Origin of the sequence: Planotetraspora thailandica, from assembly GCF_016863335.1 — a bacterium.
In the GTDB taxonomy this organism is placed as follows: Bacteria; Actinomycetota; Actinomycetes; order Streptosporangiales; family Streptosporangiaceae; genus Planotetraspora; species Planotetraspora thailandica.
In genome coordinates this window covers 156,093-168,563 of the sequence record NZ_BOOR01000010.1, presented here as the reverse complement: position 1 = coordinate 168,563, position 12,471 = coordinate 156,093, and the positions used below count along the sequence as shown (strand labels likewise).

Sequence of the window (12,471 nt, the reverse complement as noted above, 5' to 3'; positions counted from 1 at the left end):
GGTTCGACATGGGCTGGCTCTTCGGCCGGAACAAGACATCGATGGTGGACCCTTCGGAGGCGCTGCCGGGCCGTTCTGAGACGATGCCGGTCGCCGCGCGGCACGCTGTGCTGGACGCACCGCTGGCCGGGCCGTACCCGGAGGGGACGGAGATCGCGGAGTTCGGCCTGGGGTGCTTCTGGGGCGCGGAGCGGAAGTTCTGGCAGACGCCGGGCGTCTACTCCACGTCGGTCGGATACGAGGGTGGTTACACCACCAATCCCACGTACGAGGAGGTGTGTACCGGCATGACCGGGCACGCCGAGGTCGTACGGGTGGTCTTCGACCCGAACGAGGTCTCCTACGAGGAGCTCCTCAAGGTCTTCTGGGAGGCGCACGACCCGACGCAGGGCATGCGCCAGGGCAACGACGTCGGCACGCAGTACCGGTCGGCGATCTACACCCGCGACGCCCAGCAGGCCAAGGCCGCCGAGGCGTCGAAGGAGGCCTACCAGGACGTGCTGGCCAAGGCGGGATACGGGCAGATCACCACCGAGATCGCCCCCGCCGGCGAGTTCTACTTTGCGGAGAACTACCACCAGCAGTACCTGTTCAAGGTTCCCGACGGCTACTGCGGGATCGGCGGAACGGGCGTCGCCTGCCCGGTCGGCCTGACCACCGGCGAGGCGTGACCTTCCCGAACACCACTGGCCCTTGATCGCCCGGCTCGCCCGGTCCTGATCGAGGGCCAGAGTCGTTTTCGGCGAGGACTGATCAGTCGCCAGGCAAGATCGTGAGTCATTGCCCGTGGCGAGGGGCAACGACCAGATAGTCCCGCCGATCGAGAGTTGCGACTTCGCGAAGATCGAAGCGCTCGGCCAGGGCGATCACGCATGCGTCCACCGCTTGGAGCCGCAGCGACGCATATGCGGCGAGCAATTCGGAGATTCGACGGTAGTCGTGCGGTGTTACCTCGATAACCCGGAGTTCGTCGTCGGCGATTGCAGCGCAGAACTCGGCGGCAAGGGCGGAACTGCCACGCCGAACCGGGTCAGACAGCAGGTGGCATATCTCGGTCACGGCAAGCGAGGGGACGACCAGTCGCGTCCAGTTTCGCGCCGGAAACCGCACACAGCGCCCATGATCTTTATCCGCCCTGTTGAATGCCGCAACAAGGGGCCCCGTGTCGCAGAGGATCACGCCGTGACCGCTCCGCGTGGCTCCTCGTGGTGAGGATAGGTGAGGTAGTGGTCATGGCGGGCGCCGAGGTCCGGCGGCCCCTGGAGTGCGCCGACCAGCGCGGCGAGGTGCCGGGGAAGCTGCACCTCGTCGAGTGCCTCTGAAGCACTGGGAGTCTCGTCGTCGAACGCCATGCTCCAAGTGTGAGGGGCGGCTCGTCAGCAGGCCCGGCTCTTCAATGGCTCAGATGAGCAGGTTCGGATTCGTTTTCGGTGAGGACTTCCGGCGACCCCGAGCAGTGTGATCCTACTACGGGTAGGATTGGTGGATGGGTGAGCCGATGAGGACCGACAAGATGAGCATCACCGTGCCTGCGGACGTTGCCGCCGAACTGCGGGCCCGGGCCGGACAGGGCAATGTATCGGCGTACGTTACGCATGCGCTGGTTCGTCAACTGGAGCATGACCGACTGGGGGATCTGGTGGCAGATCTTCGAGAGCTTCATGGGCCGGTGACCGAGGAGGAGCTGGCGGCGGCACGGGCAGAGTGGCCGAGCGTGTGAAGCAGCGGAGGCGGATCAGTCCGCGTGAGCACGGTGCTCTCGTCCTCGACAACGAAGGTCTTTCGCGGGCGGCGACCGACAGGGCGATGTACGTCCGGCTTCATGCCGCGCACCTAGATGGACGGCGCGTCCTCACGTCCGCCGCCATTTTGGCCGAAGCGCTGAGAGGCACGCCGCGTGACGCGGGGGTATCTCGCGTTCTCGGTGGTGTGGTGGTCGAACCGGTCACTCGTGAAATAGGGGAGCAGGCCGGCAAGCTGATCGGGACGGCGGGAATGTCCACTGATCAAGCTGTCGACGCCATGGTCGCGGCTACGGCATTGGCACAAGAGGGTCCTGTCGTGATCGTCACATCCGACGTGCCGCACCTGACCGCCCTGACGGCGGGTCACGAGCGGATACAAGTGGTCCATGTCGACAAGATCAGCCGATAGCCAGTTCTTGTGCGCTTGACAGAACGACCTTGACCTTCTCCAGCCAGCCCGCTCCATCGGCGGCATGCCTTGGACGCGCTCGAGTTCCTTAGCTGAAAGCATGCGCTCGCCCTGCGTGCGATCAGGCGGTGATCGTTCTGACCTCGGATGAGGATGACATGTCCACGCTCTGTGGAAAGACCGTCAAGGTCGTCGGAGTCTGAGATTCACGGGTCACCTGGCAATGAACACTCAGCGGCACCAGCGTCAAGCTATGTGACCCTTCAGGTCAGTACTCGAGACGCACTGTCGATCACTTGTTCTTCTGTATATCTATCTATACAGTTCTTGTATGACTGTTCTCCATGACGCGACCGAGCTCACGGTCACCGAGGCCGCGCAGCGTGGTGTGGCACGTCTGGTGGCTGACGCGGAGCAGGGTGCGGATCTGGTGGTGACCCGCCGGCACCAACCGATCGCAGCCGTCGTGAGCATGCGACGTCTCAACGAACTGGAAGAAGCCGCAGCAGATCTGCGGGATCTTGCCTTGGTTCTCGTCAGGGCTGCCACGGACACGGGGCGGCGGACGTCGTTGGACGAGGTCCTGTCCGCCTTCGGGCATACGCGTGAGTCGCTGGCTATGCTCCCGGACGAAGACGAGTAGCAGTGTCCGACGTCGTATTTACTGACGCGGCCATTGATGACCTCCGCAGAATCGGCCCGGACGCCGTACCCAAGGTCCTTAAGAAGATCCTCCTTCTACTGGAGAACTCTGAAGCGGGCTATCCCTTGGGCGGTGAGCTGACAGGGTTTCGCAAGCTCGTCGTGGGGCGGAACACGTGGAGGATCGTTTACCGGATCACCGAGGACAAGACGGTTGAGATCTGTGAGATCTGGGCGGTTGGGGAGAGGGCCGACGCCGAGGTCTATGCCGAAGCCCAGGCACGAGTCCGCGCGGCCGGAGGTTCACGGCCCGACGTTGTTCGCCTCGGCGAAGTCATCGACCGTCTGGGTGGTTTCACCGACCACATCCGAATCGATGAGACGCCAGCGCGCGAGCCGGTACCCGACTGGCTTGCCAATCGATTGATCTACACAGTCGGCATGGCCCGGGAGGATGTGGCGGCACTCGACCTGGAAGAGGCCGTCGATCTCTGGGCGGAGTTCCGCTCAAAGTCCCGCTAGCTCTCGTCGGCATTCACGGCTGAAATGTGCGCCGTCCGGTAAAGGGCTACTGCGGGTTGGGCGGCACCAGCGTCAAGCTATGTGACCCGCCAGGGGCGGCGAATGTTAGGAAGCCGGACGATGGACCTCAGTATGAGCGGGGCAGACGTGTGCGGATCGCCAGGCTAGTTGTTCGGTTCCTTTCTTTTGACTGCGACGAACAACCCAAGTCGATTTTGTTCGGTACAGTTAATTCGACCCAGCCGAACAAAATCATTTGGGGTGTCGGTGTCAGGACCGGGCAGGCCGTCCAGGGCGGCTGTGTATCAGCGCCTCGACGAGGCCGTTCGAGAGCTCCGTGATCGCTTGGGCGGATTGCCTTCGCCCGCTGAGGCGGAGGACATCTGGTCCGACATCTGGCACCAGGAGGCCCATAACAGCACTGCGATCGAGGGCAACACGCTCGTGCTGCAAGAGGTCGAGAAGCTCCTTGAGGAGGGCAGGGCAGTCGGAGCGAAGCCGCTCAGGGACTACATGGAGGTAAGGGGCTACGGCGACGCCGCGAAGTGGGTGTACGGGCAGGCGCTGGACCCGGGAGACTGGCAAAACGGAGACCTCATCACGCTCCAGGAGGTCCGTCAGATACACCACGCCGCCATGTCGCTCGTGTGGGCCGTAGACCCCCATCCTCATGCCACCTCCGCCGAGGGTCCAGGGAACTATCGACAGCACGAGATCGCTAAGTTCCCGGGAGGTATGAAGCCGCCGCCATGGCCGGAAGTCGACCCCCGGATGCGGGACTGGGTAAAGGCGGTCGATGACCTTCGCGGTGCATCCAACGAAGCCCTACCCGAACGCTTGGCCGGCGTTCATAACCGATTCGAACAGATACACCCGTTCCTCGATGGAAACGGACGGACGGGCCGCTTGGTGCTCAACTTGATCCTTTGCCGAATCGGATATCCACCAGCGATCATCTATAAGCGCGACCGCGACAAGTACCTCCAGGCGATGCGTCGAGCCGACAGCAACGAGTTCGGCCCGTTGGGCGAACTCATCGCACGCAGCGTGACGACGAATCTGTACCGCTTCGTCATGCCGGCGGTGGCCGGTCCGGTCAAGCTTGTTCCCCTACCCGCTCTCGCGACGCGCGACCTGACCGAAAACGCGCTCCGGGTCGCTGCCGCACGGGGACGACTCCGTGCGGTCAAGGGGGACGACGGTATGTGGCGGAGCAGCAAGAAGTGGGTGAACGACTACATCAAGTCGAGGCACCGCCGGTCGTGACGCCGCTGCCAAGGAGGAAATATGTCCTTAGTGGCAGGACTGCTGCCAGTGGCACCTCTTCCATACCCAACGGATATTGCGGGTCTGTCGGCACGGGCGTCGCCTGCCCGGTCGGCCTGGTGATGGTCGTCGATATTGGTCCGATCGTTGCCGCCGCAATCGCCGGCGATCGTAAGCACCGAGCGTGCACGTCAGCCTTCCAGCGGCTCCATCGAGAGCGTCACGAGCTTCCCGTCCTAAGCTTCGTCGCGACGGTCGGGAAGCTCGGAAGCCTCGTTCATCTTTTCGCGATCCGAACCTGTGCGGCGCCTTCATTCGAGCTATGCAATCGGCGCTCGGTAATCCTTGATCTTGATCGCGGTTGCGGCCTTGCGGATCGGTTCGGTGACCCGCTCGATCATGCGGTTCTTCCCCGGTAGATGCGGCATCAGCCGCAGCATCAGCATCTGGAACCGGATCTGTGCCGCCGACTTCAACACCATGCCCTTGAGGTTGCTCGCGGCGAGCTTCTGGTTCTCCTCGACGAAGTGCCGCATTTCGCGCTCGTAGGCGGCGAATGCAGCGGCGTGGTCGCTGCCGGCGGTGGCAAGGGAGCCCGCCAGAACGTAGGCGCCAACTAGAGCCAGGCTGGTGCCCTGACCAGACGCGGGTGAGGGACCGTAGGCGGCGTCGCCCACGAGGGCCACTCGGCCCGATGACCACTGGTCCATGCGCACCTGGCTGATCGAATCCAGGTAGAAGTCTGGCGCGTTCCCCATGGCGTCGAGGAGGCGCGGGACATCCCAGCCCTGGTCGGCGAAGATCTCGGCGAGCAACTTCTTTTGCTGGGCGACATCCCGGCGGTCGTAGGTCAGCGGTGGCGAGGAGAAGAGGAACAGCGCCTTGGCGTCGGTGCTCTGCCGGGTGCTGTACATCCCGACGCTCCTGCCTGCGGCCGGGTGCATCATCTCCGTGCGGTCCAGGTGGAGATGGTTGGGCACCGTGAAGATCGAGATGTAGTGCCCAAGGTGATGGAGGAACTGGGACTCCTCCCCGAAGGTCAGCGCGCGCACATTGGAGTGCAGGCCGTCGGCGCCCACCACCAGGTCGAACATCCGCTGATGGCCGCTTTCGAAGGTGACTTGCACCCCTTCGGGTGTCTCCCGTAAGGCTGTGATGGATTCGTCGAAGATGTACTCGACGTCGTCTTTGGTCGCCGCGTACAGGAGTTGGGCGAGGTCGCCGCGCATTATCTCGACGTCGTCGCCCTCACGGCCGCCGAATAGCTGGGCGCTCATGGTCCCGACCTGCTTGCCCTTCGCGTCGACGAACCGGGCGATCTGCATGTCCGTGCTGTGCCGCCGTACCTCGTCCTTCAGCTCCATGCGGTCGATGACGTCGAGCGCCGCTCCCCGAATGTCGATCTTGTAGCCGCCTTCCCTCAACGAGGGTGCGCGCTCCACGACAGTCGGGTTGAGCCCGTACGTGCGCAGCCAGTAAGCCAGCGTTGCTCCGGCGACGCTTCCACCGGAGATCAGGATGTTCGTCATGCCTTGGACTGTACAAACGTCTCACTCGATTGTCTAGCACAATTGTCCAAGACGTCTGTCCCACGATCGGCTAAGCTCTGAGCATGGGAAACCGGGAAGACCTGCTCGCGGGCGCCAAGAAATGCCTGATGGAGAAGGGGTATTCAGGCACCACCGCCCGCGACATCGCGACGGCCGCCGGCACCAGCCTCGCCTCCATCGGCTACCACTTCAGATCGACGAAGGCGCTGCTCAATGCGGCCCTCATCGAGGCGATGGAGGAATGGGGAAAGGAGCTCGAGCTGACCCTTGCCGCCGACACCTCGCTCGACGGGACGCCCGCGCAGCGATTCGAGGCGACGTGGACACGGATCATCGAGTCCTACGCCAGGCTCAGACCCCTTTGGGCCATCCAGTTCGAGCTCATCGCCCAGATGGACGGCCTGCCGGAGTTGCGGGAGGCGTTCGCGACTGCCAACCGGCAGGCGAGGCTAGGGCTGGCGACACTCTTTGAGGATCTGGACCCGGCCGTGGACGAGAAGAAGGCGATGGCCGTCGGCTCGTTTTACCAGGCACTCCTCGGCGGGATGGCGACACAGTGGCTCGTCGATCCCGATCACGCCCCTTCGGCCCACGACCTTCTTGAGGCGCTGCGAACGATCACCACACGCCTCGGGACGGAGTAAGCGTAGGGAAGCCACTCACGCTTGCGTCTGCTCGCGTTCATCTCGCCCATGCGGCTGGAGAGGCGTAACCGTCATACCGTCACATGCTGAACTGGCGACACAGGAGGCGGCGGACATGCTGAATTCTCCCGCCCGTATCTGATCAAGCTTTTGGAGACGGGGAAGATCCCCTTCCGGTTGGTCGGAAAGCACCGGCGTAGAACCGGGCAACTCCGAGCGGACACTTACCCACTGTTCTTTCAACATTTGTGCTGCCGTTGCCGAGATGCCGGAGGCTTCTCGCGGAGTACTGCCCATGGTCCGCTGCGGCGACCCGTGAAGAGGACATCAACGTTGCGCAAGAATTGGCCGACGCCAATCAAATTGGCGGTCGCGTTCCTGACCGCTGTTCCGCTTCTCGTTGCGATGCCACCACCTGCCTCGGCGGACGATGTGGCTCCGTCCACCGTGAAGATCAATGAGGTCGAGTCCAACGGCGGTACGCCGGGTGATTGGGTCGAGCTGGTCAATACCGGTGCTGCTCCTGTCGACGTGTCCGGTTGGGTCGTGAAGGACAACGACGACAGTCATGCGTTCACGATCGCGGCGGGCACCACGATGGGGGCCGGTGCGTTCCTGGCTCTCGATGTCGATCCGGTTTTCGGTCTGGGCAGCGCGGATTCGGCTCGCCTGTACCTGGCCGACGGCACGACGCTGGTCGATTCCTACACGTGGACGGCCCACGCGGCGACGACGTACGGCCGGTGCCCGGATGGTACCGGCGCGTTCGTGACCACGACCTCGTCGACCAAGGGTGCGGCGAACGACTGCGGCTCACCGTCGTCGGTGGTGAAGATCAATGAGGTCGAGTCCAACGGCGGCACGCCGGGTGACTGGGTCGAGTTGGTCAACACCGGTGCGGTTCCCGTGGATGTGTCCGGTTGGGTCGTGAAGGACAACGACGACACCCACGTCTTCACGATCGCGGCGGGCACCACGGTGGCGGCCGGCGCGTTCCTGGCGCTGGACGTCGAAGCGGCTTTCGGTCTGGGCAGTGCGGATTCGGCTCGCCTGTACCTGGCCGACGGCACGACGCTGGTCGATTCGTACACGTGGACGGCCCACGCGGCGACGACGTACGGCCGTTGCCCCGACGGTACCGGCGCGTTCGTGACCACCACGGCACCCACCAAGGGCGCGGCGAACGACTGCGGCACGCCGTCGTCGGTGGTGAAGATCAATGAGGTCGAGTCCAACGGTGGCACGCCGGGTGACTGGGTCGAACTCGTCAACACCGGTGCGGCTCCCGTAGACGTCTCGGGTTGGATCGTCAAGGACAACGACGACACGCACGTCTTCACCGTTGCCGCGGGTACGACGATGGCGGCCGGTGGCTTCCTCGCCCTCGACGTCGATCCGGTCTTCGGTCTGGGCAGCGCGGACTCCGCCCGCCTGTACCTGCCGGACGGCACGACGTTGGTCGATTCCTACAGCTGGACCTCTCACGCCGCGACGACCTATGGCCGGTGCCCGGACGGTTCGGGTGCGTTCGTGACCACCACGGCACCCACCAAGGGTGCGGCGAACGACTGCGGCACGCCGTCGTCGGTGGTGAAGATCAATGAGGTCGAGTCCGACGGCGGTACGCCGGGTGACTGGGTCGAGTTGGTCAACACCGGTGTGGCTGCCGTGGATGTCTCGGGTTGGGTCGTCAAGGACAACGACGACACTCACGCGTTCACGATCGCCGCGGGTACGACGATGGCGGCCGGTGCTTTCCTGGCCTTGGACGTCGATCCGGTCTTCGGTCTGGGCGGTGCGGACTCCGCCCGTCTGTTCCTGCCGGGCGGCACGACGCTCGTCGATTCCTACAGCTGGACCTCTCACGCCGCGACCACGTACGGCCGGTGCCCGGACGGTACCGGCCAGTTCGTGACCACCACCGCACCCACCAAGGGCGCGGCGAACGCGTGCCCCGGTCAGGTTTCCACCTCGCCGTGGCCGGGCGGCGCCGCGGTGGCCACCGCCGACGACGCCAACGTCTTCGGCACCAACATGAGCGGCCTGGCCTACGAGGCATCCGGCGGCGCGACGCCCGGCGTGCTCTGGGCGGTGAAGAACGGTCCCGGCACGCTCTACCGCCTGGAGTGGGACGGCACCAAGTGGACGCCCTCCACGACCGACGGCTGGAACACGGGCAAGCAGCTGCACTACCCGGACGGCACCGGCGACCCCGACTCCGAGGGCGTCACCTTGACCGCAGCCGGTCTGGCCGGCGGCGTGTTCGTCTCGACCGAACGCGACAACGGCAACAGCGGCGTCAGCCGTCCCGAGGTGCTCCGCTTCGACCCGTCCGGTACGGCGGCCGGCCTCACCGCCACGAAGGAGTGGAACCTCACTGCGGATCTGCCGGCGGTGGGCGCGAACAGCGGCCTCGAAGCGATCTCCTGGGTCCCGGACTCGTTCCTGACCTCGCACGGCTTCGTCGACGAGCACACCGGCAAGGCCTATGACCCGGGCTCCTACCCGGGCCACGGCGACGGCCTGTTCTTCGTCGGCCTCGAGGCCAACGGCACCGTCTACGCCTACGCGCTCGACCAGAACGGCGGTGGATTCACCCGGGTCGCCACGATCGCGACCGGGTTCCCCGGCGTGATGGACCTTCAATTCGAGCCCGAGACGAACCACCTCTGGGCGGTGTGCGACGACACCTGCAACGGCCGCACCGCGACCCTCGACATCGACGCCGACGGGAAGTTCACCGTCAGCCATGTGTACGAGCGGCCGGGCTCGATGGCCAACCTCAACAACGAGGGGTTCGCGATCGCGCCTCAGGCGGAGTGCGTCGACGGCCACAAGCCCGTCTTCTGGTCCGACGACAGCAACGACGACGGGCACGCGCTGCGCAGCGGAACGCTCGACTGCACGGTGGTCGATCTCGATGCGGACGACGACGGCATCGACGACGACGTGGACGTGACGTTCCCGCCGGGCACCTCGCACGCGGACGACCCGGCCAACCAGACGTTCTCCGACGCCGTCCTCGGCGGCACCACGTCGGGCAGCATCCTGAGCCGGGGCGGCCGTACGCTCACGGTCTCCGACGCCCACACGCCCGGCGGGATACTGGTGAACGTCGGCGCCGGCTCCGTTCCTGCGCAGTTCCAGTTGGCGGGGAGCGGCGCGACGATCAAGCTGGGGCGGGGCTCGTACAAGCTCACGGGTTCCGGAAAGACCAGTACGGTCACGACCGTCGACGGTGAGCAGGCCGTCGTGACGGTCAGTGTGAACGGCACGCCGATCACCCTGACTGTCGGAGAAGGCGGATCGGTCACTTACACCGAGGCGTCAGCCGGCGGCAAGGTCACCGGGCTGAGCGGCATACGGCAGACCGGGACCGTCAGCGTTCGGGCGGACGGCGTGCCCGCGACCGCGTGCACCGGCATTGCGATCGAGAACGTCATCGTCGCCACGACGGGCAACAACCAGATCTCCGGCACCGCCGGCGACGACCTGATCCTCGGGCGCGGCGGCAACGACACCGTCAACGGCAACGGCGGCAGCGACTGCGTCGTCACCGGAAGCGGCAACGACACGATCACCACGGCGGGCGGCGACGACTGGATCGACGCGGGCGGCGGCAACAACGTGGTCCGTGCCGGCGCCGGCGCGAACACCGTGGCGACCGCCTCGGGCAACGACCAGATCACCACCGGCGACGGCGACGACACGGTCAACGCCGGCGGAGGCAACAACACGGTGACCACCGGCGGCGGCAACGACGCCATCGCGACCGGAAGCGGCAACGACACCGTCGACTGCGGTGCCGGCTCGGACGCGGCGCAGGCCGGTGGCGGCAACAACGCCAACGTCGGCACACGGTGCGAGACGTTCGGACGCTGACAACAGCCCACTGATCGAGCAAGGGCCGGCCGGTTTCGGCCGGCCCTTCCTCGCACCTGACGACGGGTGGCCCGTCAGGCAGGCCTCAAGACGGAGCGCACAAAAGCGGTGATCTCTTCGGGGGCGGTCTTCGGCGTTCCGGCGTTGAACGGAGGCTGCGGCGCATATTCCAACCCGAGCTGGATCGCCATGGCCATGTCCTCGCCCGCAAGCAAGGATGCGAGGTGCAGCGCCATGTCGATGCCGGCGAGCACTCCGGCCGAAGTTATGATCTTGCCGTCCTGGACGAAGCGTTCGTCGACCGGCTGCGCCCCGAACTGGACGAGCAGGTCGTGGGCCACCCAGTGAGTGGTCGCCCTGACTCCCTCCAGCAGGCCTGCTGCGCCGAGGGCGAGTGAGCCCACGCATACCGAGGTCGTCCACGTGGTGGTGGCATGCGCCGTCTTCACGTAATGGATCAGTGCCTCGTCCAGAATGCTCTGCTTCACGTCTCTGGTGCCCGGCACCACCACGACGTCGGGTCTCGGCACGTCGGCGAAGGAGGCGGTCGCGGTGAGGGTGACCTCCTCATCGGGGATGACGCCCGGCCGCTCAGCGACGAAGGTGACTGTCGCGCCGGGGATGTTCCGGAGCACGAAGTACGGTCCCAGCGCGTCCATGGCGTCGTAGCCTGCGTACAGGGGGATGGCGATATGCATATCAGCGCTCCTTGTCGTGAAATCTGCGCCGGTACTCACCAGGCGAGACCTTGAGGTTTCGGTGGAAGACGCGGTAAAGGGTCTCGGGCGTTCCCAGCCCGACCCGGGTGGCGATCCGATCGAGCGGCTCATCGGTGCTTTCGAGCAGTCGCTTGGCCGCCGCCGTCCGCGCGTGCTCGACGTACCGTGCGGGTGACACACCGACCTCGGCCCTGAACACGCGCGAGAAGTGGCGGACGCTGGTGTTCACGCGTTCTGCGAGGACCTCCAGCGACAGGTCGGCGTTCAGGTTCTCCTCGATCCACCCCTGTAGATCGCGCAGAGGTTCACGCTTCGGAGTCTGTGCGTTCAGCGGTGTGCTGAACTGGCTCTGCCCGCCTGGTCGCTGCAGGTACACGACCAGCCAACGGGAGATCTCCCTGGCCAGATCGTGCCCGTGGTCGTGTGCGACGAGCGCGAGAGCGAGATCGATCCCCGAGGTGACCCCCGCCGACGTCCAGACGTTCCCATCGCGTACGTAGATGCGGTCGGCGTCCACCTGGACGTTCGGATGCGCGCGGGAGAGCAGGTCTCCCACCGCCCAGTGGGTCGTCGCCCGCCGCCCTTCCAGCAGGCCGGCCTCGGCCAGCAGCAACGTGCCCGAGCAGATGGATCCGAGCCGGTCCGACTCCCCGGCAAGTCGCCGGATCTCCGGGACCAGTGCCGCCGTTTCGGCGACCACCATGTGGCCCGGAAGGCCACCGACGACCAGCAGCGTGTCGATGGGGCCCTTCACGCTTCGCAGCGGCGCCTCAGCGGTCACGGTGACGCCGGACAAGGAGCGCACGGCTTCCGGGCGGACGGCGGTGACCTCCACGCGGTAGTCGGCGTTCGGATCGAGCAGGCCGGCCGCGGAGAAGACATCAGCCGGGCCAGCGAGATCGAGCAACTGGAAGTTGTCGAAAAGCACGATCACGACGCGATGAGGCATGTCGCCATGCTCCGCCGTCCGTAGGGATGGCTGCAAGGACACATACCTTGCAGATCCAGCCATCGTGAGTGCTTCGGTTTGGAGCCCATGACCGGGACAAGTCAGGGCGATAGATAAAAAAGTCGTAAATATGCCGTTTGGGC

At 65.4% G+C, this 12,471-nt stretch carries 13 protein-coding genes; 8 read left to right on the top strand and 5 right to left on the bottom strand.

Annotated features, from left to right (window positions below; genetic code table 11):
- The first annotated feature begins 8 nt into the window (after positions 1-8).
- Positions 9-671: a peptide-methionine (S)-S-oxide reductase MsrA gene (gene msrA / locus Pth03_RS09820; RefSeq protein WP_203943853.1), complete on the top strand. Its 663-nt coding sequence runs from the start codon at positions 9-11 to the stop codon at positions 669-671.
- A gap of 106 nt (positions 672-777) precedes the next feature.
- Here msrA and Pth03_RS09815 read toward each other — a convergent pair whose 3' ends face one another.
- Together Pth03_RS09815 and Pth03_RS09810 are read right to left on the bottom strand one after the other, a co-directional pair.
- Entirely contained in the window at positions 778-1,179 is a 402-nt protein-coding gene (locus Pth03_RS09815; RefSeq protein ID WP_203943852.1) for a type II toxin-antitoxin system VapC family toxin, read from the bottom strand.
- On the bottom strand, positions 1,176-1,352 hold the full coding sequence (locus Pth03_RS09810) for a globin family protein (RefSeq protein WP_203943851.1): 177 nt from the start codon (positions 1,350-1,352) through the stop codon (positions 1,176-1,178). Before Pth03_RS09810 ends, Pth03_RS09815 begins: the two co-directional genes overlap by 4 nt.
- Positions 1,353-1,486: 134 nt before the next feature.
- On the opposite strand from Pth03_RS09810, the gene Pth03_RS09805 reads away from it, so the two are divergent.
- From Pth03_RS09805 to Pth03_RS09785, 5 genes are all read left to right on the top strand, one after another.
- The gene (locus Pth03_RS09805; RefSeq protein WP_203943850.1) at positions 1,487-1,720 is read left to right on the top strand and encodes a CopG family transcriptional regulator; all 234 of its coding nucleotides are present in this window, start codon (positions 1,487-1,489) and stop codon (positions 1,718-1,720) included.
- Positions 1,717-2,154, top strand: a complete 438-nt coding sequence (locus tag Pth03_RS09800; protein WP_203943849.1) for a type II toxin-antitoxin system VapC family toxin — start codon at positions 1,717-1,719, stop codon at positions 2,152-2,154. The genes Pth03_RS09805 and Pth03_RS09800 overlap by 4 nt, the downstream gene beginning before the upstream one ends.
- Positions 2,155-2,485: 331 nt before the next feature.
- Positions 2,486-2,797 (top strand): type II toxin-antitoxin system Phd/YefM family antitoxin, encoded by a 312-nt coding sequence (locus Pth03_RS09795; protein ID WP_203943848.1) that lies wholly within the window; start codon positions 2,486-2,488, stop codon positions 2,795-2,797.
- Positions 2,798-2,799: 2 nt separating this feature from the next.
- Positions 2,800-3,318: a type II toxin-antitoxin system RelE family toxin gene (locus Pth03_RS09790; RefSeq protein ID WP_203943847.1), complete on the top strand. Its 519-nt coding sequence runs from the start codon at positions 2,800-2,802 to the stop codon at positions 3,316-3,318.
- A 300-nt stretch (positions 3,319-3,618) separates the two neighbouring features.
- Complete coding sequence (locus Pth03_RS09785; protein ID WP_203943846.1) at positions 3,619-4,584, top strand: Fic family protein; 966 nt, start codon at positions 3,619-3,621, stop codon at positions 4,582-4,584.
- A 320-nt stretch (positions 4,585-4,904) separates the two neighbouring features.
- Here Pth03_RS09785 and Pth03_RS09780 read toward each other — a convergent pair whose 3' ends face one another.
- The gene (locus Pth03_RS09780; RefSeq protein WP_203943845.1) at positions 4,905-6,113 is read right to left on the bottom strand and encodes an FAD-dependent monooxygenase; all 1,209 of its coding nucleotides are present in this window, start codon (positions 6,111-6,113) and stop codon (positions 4,905-4,907) included.
- An 83-nt stretch (positions 6,114-6,196) separates the two neighbouring features.
- Between Pth03_RS09780 and Pth03_RS09775 the strand changes: the two genes are divergently transcribed.
- Together Pth03_RS09775 and Pth03_RS09770 are read left to right on the top strand one after the other, a co-directional pair.
- Positions 6,197-6,778: a TetR/AcrR family transcriptional regulator gene (locus Pth03_RS09775; protein WP_203943844.1), complete on the top strand. Its 582-nt coding sequence runs from the start codon at positions 6,197-6,199 to the stop codon at positions 6,776-6,778.
- A 447-nt stretch (positions 6,779-7,225) separates the two neighbouring features.
- A complete protein-coding gene (locus Pth03_RS09770; RefSeq protein ID WP_203943843.1) occupies positions 7,226-10,660 on the top strand; it encodes a lamin tail domain-containing protein in 3,435 nt (1,144 codons plus the stop codon).
- 74 nt (positions 10,661-10,734) lie between these two features.
- On the opposite strand, the gene Pth03_RS09765 is transcribed toward Pth03_RS09770, so the two are convergent.
- Both Pth03_RS09765 and Pth03_RS09760 read right to left on the bottom strand, forming a co-directional pair.
- The gene (locus Pth03_RS09765) at positions 10,735-11,358 is read right to left on the bottom strand and encodes a DJ-1/PfpI family protein (protein WP_203943842.1); all 624 of its coding nucleotides are present in this window, start codon (positions 11,356-11,358) and stop codon (positions 10,735-10,737) included.
- A 1-nt stretch (position 11,359) separates the two neighbouring features.
- A complete protein-coding gene (locus Pth03_RS09760; protein ID WP_203943841.1) occupies positions 11,360-12,328 on the bottom strand; it encodes a GlxA family transcriptional regulator in 969 nt (322 codons plus the stop codon).
- Positions 12,329-12,471 lie beyond the last annotated feature (143 nt).

Coding starts and splice junctions, on each gene's coding strand:
- msrA (WP_203943853.1), top strand. CDS start 9: ATGGGCTGGCTCTTCGGCCGGAACAAGACATCGATGGTGGACCCTTCG.
- Pth03_RS09810 (WP_203943851.1), bottom strand. CDS start 1,352: ATGGCGTTCGACGACGAGACTCCCAGTGCTTCAGAGGCACTCGACGAG.
- Pth03_RS09805 (WP_203943850.1), top strand. CDS start 1,487: ATGGGTGAGCCGATGAGGACCGACAAGATGAGCATCACCGTGCCTGCG.
- Pth03_RS09795 (WP_203943848.1), top strand. CDS start 2,486: ATGACTGTTCTCCATGACGCGACCGAGCTCACGGTCACCGAGGCCGCG.
- Pth03_RS09780 (WP_203943845.1), bottom strand. CDS start 6,113: ATGACGAACATCCTGATCTCCGGTGGAAGCGTCGCCGGAGCAACGCTG.
- Pth03_RS09775 (WP_203943844.1), top strand. CDS start 6,197: ATGGGAAACCGGGAAGACCTGCTCGCGGGCGCCAAGAAATGCCTGATG.
- Pth03_RS09765 (WP_203943842.1), bottom strand. CDS start 11,358: ATGCATATCGCCATCCCCCTGTACGCAGGCTACGACGCCATGGACGCG.
- Pth03_RS09760 (WP_203943841.1), bottom strand. CDS start 12,328: ATGCCTCATCGCGTCGTGATCGTGCTTTTCGACAACTTCCAGTTGCTC.